This window comes from Streptomyces sp. NRRL B-1347, assembly GCF_000720325.1.
Classification (GTDB): Bacteria; Actinomycetota; Actinomycetes; order Streptomycetales; family Streptomycetaceae; genus Streptomyces.
The window spans coordinates 356,408-371,093 of the sequence record NZ_JOJM01000004.1; the positions used below are offsets into that span (position 1 = coordinate 356,408).

13 protein-coding genes and 1 pseudogene are annotated in these 14,686 nt (G+C 72.1%); 3 read left to right on the top strand and 11 right to left on the bottom strand.

The features are described 5' to 3' along the window. Positions 1-52: 52 nt before the first annotated feature. From IG74_RS0107065 to IG74_RS0107110, 10 genes and pseudogenes are all read right to left on the bottom strand, one after another. Complete coding sequence (locus IG74_RS0107065) at positions 53-628, bottom strand: 5' nucleotidase, NT5C type (RefSeq protein ID WP_063761217.1); 576 nt, start codon at positions 626-628, stop codon at positions 53-55. Beyond that, positions 625-1,431, bottom strand: coding sequence for an acetoacetate decarboxylase family protein (locus IG74_RS0107070; RefSeq protein WP_051854647.1), 807 nt, complete (start codon positions 1,429-1,431; stop codon positions 625-627). Before IG74_RS0107070 ends, IG74_RS0107065 begins: the two co-directional genes overlap by 4 nt. Positions 1,432-1,450: 19 nt before the next feature. Then, positions 1,451-2,638: an MFS transporter gene (locus IG74_RS0107075; RefSeq protein ID WP_030671356.1), complete on the bottom strand. Its 1,188-nt coding sequence runs from the start codon at positions 2,636-2,638 to the stop codon at positions 1,451-1,453. A 40-nt stretch (positions 2,639-2,678) separates the two neighbouring features. Further along, the gene (locus IG74_RS0107080) at positions 2,679-4,052 is read right to left on the bottom strand and encodes a glycosyltransferase (RefSeq protein WP_030671360.1); all 1,374 of its coding nucleotides are present in this window, start codon (positions 4,050-4,052) and stop codon (positions 2,679-2,681) included. Between the two features lie 34 nt (positions 4,053-4,086). Continuing rightward, a complete protein-coding gene (locus IG74_RS0107085) occupies positions 4,087-4,863 on the bottom strand; it encodes an L-iditol 2-dehydrogenase (RefSeq protein WP_030671363.1) in 777 nt (258 codons plus the stop codon). Positions 4,864-4,888: 25 nt separating this feature from the next. Next, entirely contained in the window at positions 4,889-6,913 is a 2,025-nt protein-coding gene (locus IG74_RS0107090; RefSeq protein ID WP_158857509.1) for an FAD/NAD(P)-binding protein, read from the bottom strand. A 261-nt stretch (positions 6,914-7,174) separates the two neighbouring features. Beyond that, a pseudogene (locus tag IG74_RS50880) lies at positions 7,175-7,501 on the bottom strand (Pvc16 family protein); the annotation flags it as partial. Between the two features lie 26 nt (positions 7,502-7,527). Next, complete coding sequence (locus IG74_RS0107100) at positions 7,528-8,184, bottom strand: helix-turn-helix transcriptional regulator (protein WP_051854649.1); 657 nt, start codon at positions 8,182-8,184, stop codon at positions 7,528-7,530. Between the two features lie 145 nt (positions 8,185-8,329). Then, positions 8,330-9,076, bottom strand: coding sequence for an FG-GAP repeat domain-containing protein (locus IG74_RS0107105; RefSeq protein ID WP_030671373.1), 747 nt, complete (start codon positions 9,074-9,076; stop codon positions 8,330-8,332). Between the two features lie 308 nt (positions 9,077-9,384). Further along, a complete protein-coding gene (locus tag IG74_RS0107110) occupies positions 9,385-9,789 on the bottom strand; it encodes a MerR family transcriptional regulator (RefSeq protein WP_030671376.1) in 405 nt (134 codons plus the stop codon). Positions 9,790-9,900: 111 nt separating this feature from the next. On the opposite strand from IG74_RS0107110, the gene IG74_RS0107115 reads away from it, so the two are divergent. Next, positions 9,901-10,824 carry an LLM class flavin-dependent oxidoreductase gene (locus IG74_RS0107115; RefSeq protein WP_030671379.1) on the top strand — a complete coding sequence of 308 codons (924 nt, stop codon included), beginning with the start codon at positions 9,901-9,903 and terminating at the stop codon, positions 10,822-10,824. Positions 10,825-10,877: 53 nt separating this feature from the next. On the opposite strand, the gene IG74_RS0107120 is transcribed toward IG74_RS0107115, so the two are convergent. Further along, entirely contained in the window at positions 10,878-11,885 is a 1,008-nt protein-coding gene (locus IG74_RS0107120) for a YdcF family protein (RefSeq protein WP_030671382.1), read from the bottom strand. A gap of 232 nt (positions 11,886-12,117) precedes the next feature. Here IG74_RS0107120 and IG74_RS0107125 point away from each other — a divergent pair, with 232 nt between their 5' ends. Both IG74_RS0107125 and IG74_RS0107130 read left to right on the top strand, forming a co-directional pair. After that, on the top strand, positions 12,118-13,596 hold the full coding sequence (locus IG74_RS0107125; protein WP_037824607.1) for an MFS transporter: 1,479 nt from the start codon (positions 12,118-12,120) through the stop codon (positions 13,594-13,596). Positions 13,597-13,715: 119 nt separating this feature from the next. Continuing rightward, complete coding sequence (locus IG74_RS0107130; RefSeq protein WP_030671387.1) at positions 13,716-14,666, top strand: ADP-ribosylglycohydrolase family protein; 951 nt, start codon at positions 13,716-13,718, stop codon at positions 14,664-14,666. Positions 14,667-14,686 lie beyond the last annotated feature (20 nt).

A 14,686-nucleotide genomic window follows, 5' to 3' on the forward strand; every position in this document is an offset into this window, starting at 1 on the left:
GTGACTTCGCGACCGATCGGACACCGTCGGCACGCGGGGCGTGTACTCCCGATCAGCCGGTGGCGGCGAAGTACCGGTGGACGTCCCGCCATGACGAGACCCGGGGGAAGCGGCCCTCCGAGACGTTGTGGTGCGCGTCGAAGAGGATGCCGCGCCCCGTGAAGATCTCAAGGTTGCGGGGGTTGTCGTCGATCAGGTAGTCCGCCTTGACGTACTCCTTGGAGCCGCAGAAGACATAGCCGCGGTCCGGCACGAAGGGGAAGTGCTCCTGGAGCCACAGATACCGGTCGTGCAGGGACACGGGGTGGTCCATCGCCGAGGTGGCGAAGATGACCTCGAAGCGTTCGGCCAGGTCCTGGAGCACCCAGCGGGCGTCCGCCATCACGGGCACGTCCCGCGAGAACCCGGGCTCGTCGAGACACGCCTCGACCTGGACGCTGCGCCCGGGAGGCACGGCCTCGCGGATCTGCCTGCCGTGGATGGCCTCGCGCGGCAGCGCTTCGCCGTAGTCCGCCTCGTACCGCCTGAGCCTCTTGGCGACCGTGTCGGCTGACACCTCGTCGAGGTCGACGGCGAGCACCCTCCTGGTCGTACGAGCGGTCAGACGAGCGGTCGCATCAGTGGTCATACGAGGCGCCTCTGGCCACGGTTCTCGATGTTGCGCCGGAGCCGGCGCACGACGCACTCTCCCTGGCTCAGCACCGGCAGGCGCTCCAGCGCGTTGACGACGTTGTAGAAGGTCGGCAGCTGCTCCCACGACGACCTCACGAAGCGGACGCGGCCCACCGCCGTCGCCTGCCCGATGGTGTCGACGCCGTCGACGGCGGGTGTGAGCACCGCGCCCATGCGGTCGGGCTCCGACCCGGCGTTCACGCCGGGGACGTATCCGAAGTTGAGTACGCCGTCCGACGGAGCGGCGGGCTCGGGCCGCACCTCGGTGATCCGCTCGAACTCCAGCTCCGCGAAGGTGTGGCCGTCCCAGGACGCCGTGCAGCGGTGCGCGTCCCGTCCTGTCGGCCGGGACGTCAGGTCGGCGAAGAGCTTGGCGTAGCCGAGCTCCTCCCGGCCCGTGATGATCGGGTCGGCCATGTTCTCCCAGACGACGGCGACGAAGGAACCCGTCACCTGGTCCTCGCGGCCTTCGAAGCGGACCGGGAGCTTGACCGCGAAGGTGTCGTAGCCGCGCCCGGCCAGCCAGGGCACGTCGGTGAGTTCGGTGTACTCCACCGTCACGACGGGCTCGCCGTCCAGCGCGAAGCGGGGCGGCAGCAACGCGCCGACGGCCTCGGCCGTCGTCGTGAAGCGGAGCGCGTACGAGGTGAGGGAGGCCTCGCCGCCCTTGGGCGCGCAGCCGGGCAGCGCCTGGCGCGGTCCGGGCATCGGCCCGAACGCGACCGGCATGCGATACGTGTAGTCGGGATCGAACCTCATCGCCCTGCCCTCTCAGTCTTCATCGCTCCGCCTTCTCCAGCCGGACGTCGAGCGGAGCACGTGCGGACGGCGCCCGCCGCGGCCCCTGCCCCCTGAGCAGGAGCGCGAGCAGGCTGATCACCACGCCGACGACGACCACGGAGCCCAGCGCGGCGCGCAGGCCGAGCAGGTCCGCCAGCACTCCGACGAGGACGGGGCCCACGAGGAAGCTCGCGTACCCGGCGATCGCCACGGTCGAGCTGACCTCGCCGACCCGGTCGGGCCGCAGGTCCCCGGCGACCGAGAACCCGATCGGCGCGATGCCGGACAGCAGGATCCCGACGATGAAGAGCGCGGCCACCGCCTGCACCGGGCCCGGCGCGAACAGCGACCACACCATGGCGGCCGCCATCAGGAGCCCGCACGCGGCGATCGTCACCAGGCGGTCGAAGTAGCGCAGCACGGCGGACGTCAGGACGCGGCCGAGCCCCATCGCCCCGTGGAAGCTCGCCAGGCCGAAGGAGCTGATGATCGCCAGGTCGCTGACCGTGTCCCGGACGTAGATCGCGGACCAGTTCTCGAGGATCCCCGAGCCGAGGAAGGAGACGCCGACGACGCCCGCGACCAGGAGGACGTCGGCCCCGAGCAGGACGCGCCGCTCCCCGGGCCCGGCCTCGGGCGCGGCCGACGACCTCGCTTCGGGCAGGGCGCGCCAGCGCGCCATCCACCACACGAACAGGACGAGGACGGCCGCGACCCCGAAGTAGCCGACGCGGAAGCCCAGCGGACGGTAGGCGCCGAAGCACAGTGCCCCCGCCGCGGCGGCCAGGCTGAACGCCCCGTGCATGAAGGCGAGGATCTGCTTGCCCGACTGCTGCTCGATGGCGATCGCCACCGCGTTGATCGCGACGTCGAACGAGCCCTGGCAGCCGAGCAGGACGAGGACCAGCGGTACGAGCACGACGTACGAGCCGGTGAACCCCACACCGACGAGGGCGCAGGCCATGCCGGCCGCCCCCGCCATCAGCAGGCCCTTCGCGCCGAACCTGGCGATGAGCCGACCGCCCATGAACATGGCGGGCAGCGCTCCGGCGAATCCGACGGTGAGGCACAGGCCCAGCTCCAGCGGGGACATGTCCAGGCCGCGCACGAGGTCGGGGAGCGACGCCTGCCAGCTGCCGAGCGTGAACCCGAACAGGCAGAACAAGGCCGCACACAGGCGGATCATGCTGGTCTCCTTCGCTGCCGTGCGCTTGCGTCGGACGGGTTCACGCGCCTGCGGTGTCCCACCAGCTCAAGGAGGCCGAAAGACCGGCCGACATGCTCGTCGCGAAGTCGATGACGCTGCCCTTGACGATCCCGCCCCCGTCGTCCGCCGCCCGCAGCATGGCCTCCGCCATCTCCCGCGCCCGCAACGGAGCGAAGCCGAACGTCTTGGGCTGGTCCCTGAGGAGGTGGCGCATCGGCGGGATGTCGTGCCACGCGATGCTCACGTCCTCGTGGCCGAACGCCAGCGCCTCGATGAGCGTCAGCGGCCCCGCCTCGAACCGGGAGGCGAACACGCAGATCTCCAGGGCCGGGCTCGCCAGGATGCGGAACGGCAGGAGCGGCTCGAAGTGCTCGACGAAGGTGTAGCTGCCCGGCGGCAGCTCCCGCAGCTGCTCGCGCAGCGACGCCACGTACTCCGCGGCCGCGACCTCCTGGGGCGCGAGCAGCACCAGATGCCAGTCCTCGGCGTCGTCCCGCTCGTTGAGGAAGGCGCCGAACGCGGGAATCACCACGTCGAAGCCCTTCTGGGGCACGCACCTGCCCCACGAGAAGACGAGCCGCTTGTCGCTCGGCACCGGCCCCAGATCGGTGCCCGCCCCGGCGTCGGCCAGCTCGCCGAACCGGCGCGAGCGGATGTAGACCGCGTTCTGGAACGGGACCAGGTCTTTCTCGCGCCGGTCGTACTCGGTGAGCAGCACGTCGCGGTAGTAGGTGCCGACGAAGCCGATCCGGTCCCGGGTCGCGGTCCGCATCAGGGCGAAGCCCTCGTCCTCGTACGACGTCCTGTTGCGCGAGTTGGCGTCGAGGAAGACACGGCCGAGCGTGTGCGTCATGTAGATCAACTGCACATTGGGCCACGCCGCCAGATGGGACCTGAGCGTGGCGAACATCGTGCCGTGCGCGAGGACGGTCACCCTGCTCCGGCCCTCGGCGAGCCTGCGGATCTCCGCGGCCGCGCTGTGGCACATCGAGCGCCAGCGGTCGACGTCGTCGAGCGACCAGACGGTCTTGAGGGAGGAGTTGTCCGCCACGTCGAACCACCGGAAGTCCCCGCGGTACCGGCCGCAGGCGGTGGTGACGTCGGCCACGATGTCGCTCGCGTAGTCCTCGGACGCCGGGTCGAGGCGCGGGCTGAGCGCGTGCAGCGACCAGTTGTCGTGCCGCAGCTCCGCCGTCGACGCCACGATCTCGTCGATCGCCTCGAAGAACCAGTGGACCACACAGCCGATGCCGCACTTGAGCGAGGAGAGGCCGTCGATGGAGACCACGACGAGCGCGGCGTCCGGCACCTCCTCCGCGCTGCCGTGCGCCGGACCGCCTCCGGCCGGTGCCTCGATCGCGTCGCGCCTGTCGTCGTGCCCCGGTACCGCCATAACCGCCTCCGTCTCCTGCGGGCGCTCCCGCCCGTCAGCTCATCCAGTTGCCGCCGTCGACGTTGAGGGTCTGGGCGACGACGTAGTCCGCGTGGTGCGAGGCCAGGAACACGCCGGCGCCCACGAGGTCATCGGCCCGGCCGATGCGCCCGAACGGCACGGCATCGCCGACCAGCCGCTTCTTCTCGCCGAGCGGCCTGTTCTCGTACTTGGCGAACAGCGCGTCGACGTTGTCCCAGGAGGTGTCGACGACGCCCGGCGAGATGCCGTTGACGTTGATGCCGTGCCCGATCAGGGCGAGGCCCGCGGACTGCGTGAGGCTGATGACCGCGGCCTTGCTCGCGCAGTACACGGCCACGAGCGGCTCGCCCCTGCGCCCGGCCTGGGACGCGATGTTGATGATCTTGCCGTGCACGCCGCGGTCGACCATGTCCTTGGCGACCGCCTGGAGGGTGAAGAGCAGGCCCTTCACATTGATGTCGAAGACCCGGTCGTACTCGGCCTCGGTGATCTCCAGGATCGGCTGCATGTCGAAGACGCCCGCGTTGTTGACCAGGATGTCGATCCTGCCGAAGCGGGCGGACACCTGCTCCGCCATGGCGTGCGCCGCCGCCGTGTCCGCGACGTCCCAGGCGAAGGCCGCGGCCCGCTCGCCGAGGTCCGCCGCGGTCTTCTCGGCCGCCGCGGCGTCGACGTCCGCTATGGCGACGAGCGCGCCTTCCTCGACGTACCGCTGCGCGATCGCCCTGCCGATGCCTCGGGCCGCGCCGGTGACCACCGCCACCTTGTCGTTGAGGACCTTGCTTTCCACGACACACCTCCATGGGTTTCGGTACTCAGAAAGGGGAGGCCCCGTCCGGGTCCTGCGGGCCGAAGCAGTAGTCCATGTCGCGCGCCCCGAGGGGCGCGCCGTCCTCTGCGGGAAGGCCGGTCAGCTCGACCTCGCCCAGGGCGGCCCGGGCGATCGTGTCCGCGTCGCGGAAGAACTCGCCCCAGGGCCCCGGACGGCCGATGCCGACCTGCATGAACCAGCGCGTGGACTCCGTCGGGATGCCGAGCACGTACATCCGGCGCTCCACCGAACCGTCGGCGGCGATGGGGTGGTACGGCGCCGTGGTGACGTCGATGCCGCCCGTGCGGAACGCCGGATCACCGGCGCACACGTGCGGCCGCCAGGCCCCGGCGTCCCGCTGCTTCTTGACCAGCGGTCCCGCGTCCTTGTCGATGTCGGGCTGCCGGATGCGGGCGTCGACGACGTCCGAGCAGAAGACGCTGTAGTCGGCGACCAGCGGCGAATGGCCGACGAAGCCGTCGTCGTGGGCCGTGAACCGGGCCTGCGGGCCCAGGACTTCGAGCAGGCCGCATCGCATCAGCGCGATGAGCTGGCAGGACCGGACGGCGGAAGGACCGGTGGAGAGGAAGGCGAGCATCGGGCCGACGCACTCCACGAAGTCCTTGTGGGACGCCGCCGTGAGCCCGCCGAAGTCCACCGCGGCCCGCACCGTCGGGCGTACGTCCCGGATGACCTCCATGGCGGCCTTCAGCGCGCCGTCGACCTCGCCGCGCATCGCCTCGTCCACGTCGCTCGCCAGGAGCCGTCCGAGCTCGCCCCGGAACTCCCCTTGACCGGCGAAGTCGCGTCCCCGGAAGGGGTGGGCGAGGTCCTCCAGGGCCAGCGCCTCGTCGCAGCCGAGGTCGGACGCCGCCTGCCGCAGCCTCGGCAGCACCTCGGGGTCGTCGTACGGGAAGCTCGCGAGCTGCCCTTCCAAGGCCGCGAACGAGTCCGGGGCGAGGCGCCGCTTCCAGAAGGCGATGTTCACCTCGGCTTCGAGCCACGGCATGACGTCCGCGCGGAAGTCGAGCGGCCCCGCCGCCCGCAGCCGGGCGATCCGCTCGGACGTGAACAGGCGGGGCGCGAACCTGAAGTCGAACGGCCGCTGCGCGGCCCCGCGCGTCGGGATGGGCAGGGCACTGCGGGAACCGGCCACGATCAGGTCGGGCTCGTCCCCGCTCGGCACGTAGACGCAGTCGCGCCCGTGCCCGACGAAGCGCCCGCCGCGGCCGACCGTCAGCATGGCCACGACGTCGTGGAAGGTGAGGCCGAGCCCGCGGACGCCGATCACGCTGCCGGGGAGCACTCCCAGGCGCCCGGTGCCGTCGAAGGCACGCGAGGGCGCGCGGCGCTGCGGCCGTTCCGGCGGGGTCCGGCCCGCGAGGGCGGGGCGCTCGGGCTGCTCGCGCGGATGGCCGCTGCAGACGGCGACCTGGTCGCAGGCGATCAGCCGGTCCCCGACGCGGAGTTCGAACCGTCCGGCGCGCTCCTCGATGCCGCTGACGAGACCGGGGACGCGGACCAGGCGCACGTCCGGCGGCAGGTTCGTCTCCACGACGTCGAGGACGAAGCGCAGATAGCGCCCGTAGAGGCTGCGGGGCGCGTACGCGTCGGGGCCGGGGAAACGGGCGTCCACGCGCTGCCACCACTGGGCGAACGTCGGCCCGGCGCCGGGGCGCCAGGCGCCGTCGTCGGCGGGGCCGGAGAACATGGTGACCTCGCCGCAGCGGTTGTTCATCGACAGCCACCGCGGCTGGCCCGAACGCCAGACTCGGCCGGAGCCGACCTCGTCCGCGTCGATGGCGTAGATCGTGAGGGGCCGCGCGGGCCGCTTGCCGAGCAACCGCGCTCCCAGGCGTTCGAGGATGGAGATGCCCCGCGGGCCCGTGCCCACCACGGCGACCGCGTAGCCGTTCCCGAGGTCGGTCGGCGCGGGGGCCGGGCTGCCGGATGGCGCCGGACGGGTCATGAACGGTGCGGGACCGAGATGCCGGTCGTACACCGGCGAGCGCACGCTGACTCCAGGCACCGGTATCCCCCCTCAGGAAAGTGAGCAGCCATCGACCCGGTGGTGCGCTCAGCATTCTGGGCGGGCTCGACGCCGGGCAAGGAAGCCCGTTTCACCGTGGCAACTCGCCGAAGTCGCCGTACTCCGGCGAGGTCCGGGGGAGGAAGGGACGGGAGGGGAGGACGGTGCGGTCAGGTCCGGTCGCCGCCCGAGCGGCCGACAGGACGAGCCGGTCGCCGGAGTCGTCCGGCCGCGGCGTACGTCCCCAGCAAGCTCCCCGCCGCCAGGCGCCCGAGCGCTCCCGGCAAGCTCGTCGGCGGGGACCAGTTCCTCGGGCAGCAGCGTCGCCAGGACCGCCGACGGCAGCCGGTGCTCGTCCTACGGCGTCTTCGTCCACGCCGTCACCAGGTAGGAGAGGCGGAACCAGCGCGGCGGCCTGCGGTGGCGCACGACGACGGCCCGGTCGTCCCGCAGCGACGTGCGGCCGCGCTGCCGCCGGGACACGTCCTCCCGGACGTCGTACAAGTAGGCGTTGACCACGGGAGCGTTGCGCCGGGCCGCCCAGTCGCCGATGAGGCCCTTGAGGACCTCGTCCACCTCATGAATCACTCTGGGCGGCCCCGGGGCCCTGCCGGTCAGATGTAGCCCTCGCGGAGCGCGTAGGCCACCGCGTGCGCCCGGTTGCGCAGGTGCAGGCGTGTGGTGAGGCCGTGCATCACGTTCTTGACGGTGCGTTCGGAGTACGACAGCTTGAGCGCGATCTCCGAGGTGTCGAGGCCCTCGGCGACCAGGCGTACCACGTCGACCTCGCGCTGGGTGAGGCCGAGGGAGCTCCCCGGCTGGTCGGCGCAGCCCCGGTGTAAACGTCCCACCTGGCTGATGAGCCGTCCCAGCAGGTCGGAGGGTAAGTCGCCGCCGCCCTTGGCGGCGGTCAGGACGGCCTGCACCAGGCGGCGGGCGGTGGCCTCGCGGCGCCAGACGATGGCGCCGACACCGCACTCGATGGCGTCCAGGAGTTCGTGCTCGCGGACCGTGCCCACGACGAGCACGGCCCGCGAGCCCTCGCTGCGCACGGTGCGCCGCAGCCGGGCGAGCGCGTCCGCGTCGAGCACGTCCTCGATGAGCAGGGAGACCGTGGCGGGGCCGGGCTCTTCGCACAGCTCGACCTCGGGATAGCGGCGCAGCTGGCTGAGGACTCCCTCGCGGCTGATCGGATCGGGCGCCACGACGGTGATCCGGACCCGGTTCGGCTTCGGTGGGGAGGCAACGGGGGCGGGGGACGGGCTGGACAAGCGGATTCCTCACTTCGGCGACGCGTGCTTTGCTCGGCTGGGGACAGGCCGATGGGGACTCCCGGCCGTCGGCCGGGCAGGGGACCGTGATCGATCCCAGGAGCCGGGTGCCGCCCGCCCGACGACGGGCGGCACCCGGTGGCCGTCAGGCGCAGGGCTTGTAGAAGTGCTTCCAGCCGCTCTTGGGCATGGACGGCGGCTCGGCCGGGGTGCCCGTGGCGCCGTACTTCTGCTGGTCCTCGTAGTTGTACTTGCCCGGCCCGCTGGCGGCCTTCGTGAGGCGCACGTTCCGCTCCCAGACGCCGTCACCGGCGTTGGTGAGGAGCGCGAGGTCCGGGTACGCGTCGCCGCCGTAGTTGGCGACGCGGAGCTCCTTGACCTCCGAGCTGTCGCCGATGTCCAGGTGCCGGGTGCGCGTGGAGCTCAGGTTCGAGCGCTTGAGCGGCCCGGGACGGTAGTCCGCGACGCGGGCGGTCGCGGGGTCGTCCACGCCGGACGGCTTGACGATGTTGACGACCATGTCCAGCTTGCCGTCGTTCTGGAAGTCGGCGACCGCGGCGGTCGCGACCTCCCCGGTGCGCTTGCCGAGGAGCTTGCTGACGGTCTGCTTGGAGCCGAACGTGCCGTCCGCGTTGCCCCACTGGACGGTCATCTTGGTGCCGGTGTGCCCGGGGTTGCTGATCTTGTCCGCGCGGCCGTCGCCGTCCAGGTCGCCCACCAGCGTGGTGGTGCCGGACAGACACGCGGCCGCCGCCCGAGCGGCCCCTTCCGGTCGTTCCGCGCCGCCCGAGCCCGCCGATTCGGCCGCGCTGGCCTGGTAACCGGCGACCGTCAGGGTCAGGGCGACAGCCGCGACGGGCGCGGCGATCAGACGTGAGCGCTTGCGAAACATCTGGGAACTCCTCAAGTCATTGCTGCTCTGCCGTGGTTCAGAACCGGGCTTCGCCCCGCGTCCTTGGGGACGTGGGAACCCTTCGATGAGCACAGATCGAGCATGCGCGATAACCCGCCCAGAATGCTACGAACGCCGGGAAGTTGGGGACAATGGAACGCCGAAACGGACGCTGACCTGTGGAAACGTAAAGCGCCTGGAATGCGCGAATGGGACACGCCGAATCGCGCGGAGAACGGCGGGCGAAAAGTTTCAAAGGCTTTCTGCGCAACAGGCAACCAACACCGCCAAGAGGCGCTCTCACTCTATTAGGGCGTTTGCTCCGCTGGGAGCGCCACCCGGGCGCGGAAGCCCTCGCAGTGCTCCAGCGCGTCCTCGCGCGGGCACGCGAGCAGGCCGCGCAAGTAAGCGCGTGCTGTGTCCAATCGGGCCATCTCGGCCTCGATGGCGGCTATCCGCGAGGCGACGGTGTCGCGCCAGCCGGGCGTGTCCGCGTGCTCGGCGAGGGCCGCGGCGATCTCGTTGAGGGACAGCTGCCCGGTGGTCCGCCACAGCCGGATCAGCGCGACCCGGTAGAACTGATCGGCGCTGTAGTAGCGCTGCCCGGAGCGCCGGTGAGGCGTGATGAGTCCGCGGCGCTCCCAGTAGTGCAGCGTGGACACGGGCAGATCGAAGTGGTCGGCGACTTGCCGGATCGAAGCCAGGTCGTTCATCGGGCCAGTTGAACTCAACCCCGGTTGAGCGGGCAAGGTCGGCCGCACCGAACTCGAAGGCGGCCGCCCCCCCCCCTCGAAGGCCGCGGCCGCCCCGTGGAAAGGACCGACATGCCGGTGAACCTTGGCGTCTGCCTGCCGACCTTCGCGGAGCCGGGCGAGGAGAGCCTCGCCGAGATACCCGCGTTGGCGCTCCACGCCGAGCAGGTCGGCCTCGACACGGTGTGGGCGGGCGACCGCCTGTGCGCGCGTCCCCCGTTCCTGGAGAGCGTGGTCGCCCTGAGCGCGGCCGCCGCGGTCACCGAGCGCGTGCGGATCGGCTTCGGGGTCATGGTGCCGGCACTGCGGCAGCAGGCCTGGGCGGCCAAACAGCTGTCGTCGTTGCAGTACCTGTCGGGCAACCGCGTGGTCCTGGGGGTCGGTGCGGGCGTGCACCCCGAGGACTGGCCGGTCGGCGGGGTCCCGTTCGCCGGGCGCGGCCGCCGGACCGAGGCGGTGCTGCGGGCGCTGCCCGATCTGTTCGCGGGCCGCCCGACGCCCTTGCTGACCGAGCCCGGTGAGCCGGTGATGACGCTCGACCCCGCCGTTCCCGCGCCGCCGCTGTGGGTGGGAGGCATGTCCGACCGCGCGCTGCGGCGCGCCCTCGACCACGGCGTCGGCTGGCTCGCGTCACTGCTCGAACCCGCGCAACTGGCGGCGAGGGCCGCCGCGCTGACGGCGCTGGCGGCCGCGGCGGGGACACGGACACCCGAGGTCGGGACCACGGTGTTCGCCGCGCTGAGCACCGACGCCGAGGAGAACCGCCAGGGGCACCAGCGCCTGGTCCGCTATCTGCGCTCGCTGACCGGGGAACAGGGGCTGTCCGAGCGGCAGGCGGCCGGCCTCGTCGTCAGCGGGCCTCCCGAGCGGCTGGCCGAGCGACTCGACCAGTACCGCCGCGCGGGAGCGAGTACCTTCGTCGTCAACTTGTCCGGCGGGGGCCTGCGCCGCCAGTACGAACTGCTCGCCCGCACCCGTGAGCTCCTGCTCGACTGAGCCCGTGCGCCCGCGAGGGCTCCCCGTCGGCGGAAGGCTCGCGCAGGGGGTCGTCAGCGTGCCGCCGCCCACACCAGGACACCCCCGACGACGAACAGCAGGAAGACGGCCGCGTTGGTCCGCTTGTAGGCGACGATGACGGCCGTGAACTCGCGGATCGTCGCGTTGGGCCAGAAGTACGTGGCGGTGGGCGAGCCGACCACCTGGCCCCGGATCCCCATCCGCCGGGCGGTGAGGGCGGCGCGGAAGGCGTGGTAGTTGTTCGTGACGATGACGCACCGGTAGCCGGGGTTCGCCTTCTCCATGATGGCCTTGCTGAACCGCAGGTTCTCCTCCGTGGTCGTCGACTTGTCCTCCCGCTCGATCAGCTCATCGGGGAAGCCGCGGTCCGTCAGATAGGCGGCCATGGCGTGGGACTCCGGCAGGTCCTCGTCGGGGCCCTGCCCGCCCGAGGTGATCACGGAGGGGGAGTTGCCGCGCTTGGTGAGCCGCGCGTGCACCTCCCGGGCCCGGTCGAGCCGACTGGCGAGCAGCGGCGGCACGGTGGACCCGCCGATCAGACCCGAGCCGAGCACGACCACGTAGTCGGCCTTGCGGCGCACGTACAACCGACCGTAGAGGAACGAGTAGCCGACGAAGCACAGGAACAGGAACGAGAGGTAGCAGGTCAGGCCCAGGGCCGTCGCGCCCACCCCGAGCAGCACCGGCGTGCCCGCCACCGCCGCCGTGATCAGCAGGGCGATGACCGCGAGGACCGACACCGCGGCCATCAGCGAGAACAGGTTGGTGAGGCTGCGGCCCTCCTTGCGCACCATCTGCAGGCCGTTCAGGAACAGCAGACACGTGAGGAGGAGGATGCCGAGCGCCCCGACCGCGAGGACCGAACCGGCGACGACCGTCCCCGAGACCGAGCCCGATCTGACCAGCTCGGCGATCCACGCCACGAGGGCGCTGAGCGCGGTGAGGCCCAGAAGGACCGCGTTGCTGAACTTCCGGCGCTCACGCAGCACCCGCCAGCAGAAGACCAGGAAGAGCAGCGCAGCCGGCGCGTATACCCACACGCGGACAGCGTAGGCGGCTCGGCACGGGGCGGCGGCCCTGCCCCCGCCTCACCACCGCCACGCGCCCCGGGGCCGCGGGCCGGATGTCATGGTTCATCGCCTTTGTCCGTCGTGCGGCCTCCGGGAGCGTGTGCGCCGGGACGCACTGGGAACGCGGTGCTACGCGACGGACGGGGCGCGGCCGGGGACACCGGGCACACGGGCCGCGGCCGCGCGGGCGGAGGAGGCGGCGATGGCGACGCACGACCGGGCGGACACGCGGACCGACACGATCACGACCTCCGTGCCCGCGCGCCTCGACCGGCTCCCGTGGTCGCGCTGGCACTGGACGGTCGTCATCGGGCTCGGCACCGTGTGGATCCTGGACGGCTTGGAGGTGACGGTCGTCGGCAGCGTCGCGGGGCGCCTGTCGGAGGAGGGCAGCGGACTGCCCGTCAGCGCGGCGCAGGTGACGGGCACCGCCGCGGCCCTGTACGTGGCGGGCGCCTGCGCGGGCGCGCTGTTCTTCGGCCGGCTCACCGACCGCTACGGCCGCAAGAAGCTCTTCCTGATCACCCTCGCCGTCTATCTGGCGGCGACCGCGCTGACCGCGGTGTCCTTCTCCAGCTGGTGGTTCTTCGCGTTCCGCTTCCTCACCGGCTTCGGCATCGGAGGCGAGTACGCGGCCATCAACTCCGCCGTCGACGAGCTCATCCCCTCCCGCTACCGGGGCCGCGTGGACCTCGTCATCAACGGCAGCTTCTGGCTGGGCGCGGTGGGCGGCGCCCTCCTTTCGGTGCTCGCGCTCGACACCGACCTCTTCGCGATGGACGTCGGCTGGCGGCTGACGTTCGCCCTCGGCGTCGTCCTTGGCCTGGTCATCCTGCTGGTGCGGCGCAACGTCCCGGAGAGCCCGCGCTGGCTGTTCCTGCACGGCCGCGGCGAGGAAGCGGAGCGGCTGGTCGCCGACGTGGAGGCGCGCATCACGGCCGAGAAGCGCCGCCCGCTCCCGGAACCGGAGGGCGCGATCACCGTCCGTCCGCGCGCCGCCATCGGCTTCGGCGTCATCGCCCGCACCGTGCTCTCCACCTACCGCAAGCGCGCCACCCTCGGCTTCTCGCTCTTCATCGGCCAGGCCTTCCTCTACAACGCGATCACGTTCGGCTTCGGCGCGATCCTCACCACGTTCTACGACGTGCCGAGCGGCTCGACGGGCTACTACTTCGCCGTCATGGCGGTCGGCAACTTCCTCGGGCCGCTCCTCCTCGGCCGCCTCTTCGACACCCTCGGCCGACGGATCATGATCTCCGGTACGTACGTGGCCTCCGGGCTGCTGCTCTCCGTCACCGCCTGGCTCTTCGACGGCGGGCACCTCACCGCGAAGACCCTCACGGCCTGCTGGTGCGCGGTGCTCTTCTTCGCCTCCGCCGGAGCCAGTTCGGCGTATCTGACCGTGAGTGAGATCTTCCCGATGGAGACCCGCGCCATGGCCATCGCCTTCTTCTACGCCATCGGCACGGCGGCGGGCGGCATCAGCGGCCCGCTGCTCTTCTCGAAGCTGACCGAGACGGGCGTCGTCGCGGACACGACGCTCGCCTTCCAGGTCGGCGCGGGCCTGATGACCCTGGCCGGACTGGTGGCCGCCGCCCTCGCCGTCAACGCCGAGGGCCGCTCCCTGGAGGACATCGCGGCACCGCTGTCGACGGCGGCTTCCACGGGCGCCCGGAGCTGAACCGGCCGGATGCCGAATGCCGAATGCCGGAAGTGCGGACGTTCGGGAGCCCCGACGGCCGGGACGGCACCGGGAATTGCCGTGGCGCCGGGGCGAGCGGTCTGGGCAGGATGGGGCCGATGCCCACTCGACAGCCCTCCCTCGACTCCGCCGCCATCCGTTCCTTCGACCACCGCACCGCCGCCCGTGACGCACTGCACGGGCTGGCGGTGGGCGACGCCTTCGGCGCCCAGTTCTTCGTCCCCGACAACCTCCCCGGCCTCCGCGAGCGGCGACTGCCCGCCGCGCCGTGGCCGTGGACGGACGACACCGAGATGGCCTGCTCGGTCCTCGACGTGCTGCGTCGGCGCGGCAGCGTGGACCAGGACGACCTGGCGCAAGGCTTCGCCCACCGGCACGACTTCGACCGCGGCTACGGCCCGGCGATGAACCGGCTGCTGCGCCTGGTGCGCCAGGGCGGACAGTGGCGGGAGCTGGCGCCCGCGCTCTTCGACGGCCAGGGCTCCTGGGGCAACGGAGCGGCGATGCGGGTGGCGCCCCTGGGGGCGTGGTGCGCCGTGGACCTGCCCGCGGCGGCCGCGCAGGCCGGGCGGTCGGCCCGCGTGACGCACACCCATCCGGAAGCCGTGGCCGGAGCGATCGCGGTGGCCCTGGGAGCCGCGTGCGCGGCACGGGGCCGCGTCCGCCCCCTCACCGGCGCCCAACTCCTCGCGGCAGTGGAGGAACTGACACCGGAGGGCCGCGTCCGGGCCGGTGTCACCGAGGCCCGGCAGCTCCTGGACCAGCCGCACGCCGAGTACGCGGCACACCGCCTCGGCAACGGCCGCCAGGTCAGCGCCGCCGACACGGTCCCGTTCGCCCTGTGGTGCGCGGCACGGCACCTGGAGGACTACGAGGCGGCGCTGTGGGCGTGCGCATCCGTGGGCGGGGACGTGGACACCACCTGCGCGATCGTCGGCGGGATCGTCGCCGCCCGGGTCGGCACGGCGGCGATACTGGCCGCTTGGCGGGACGCGTGCGAAACGCTGCCGGGGTGGATGGCAGGAGGCGAGGCGGGGGAGGACCTGTAGCGGGCCTCGCCCACAACGAT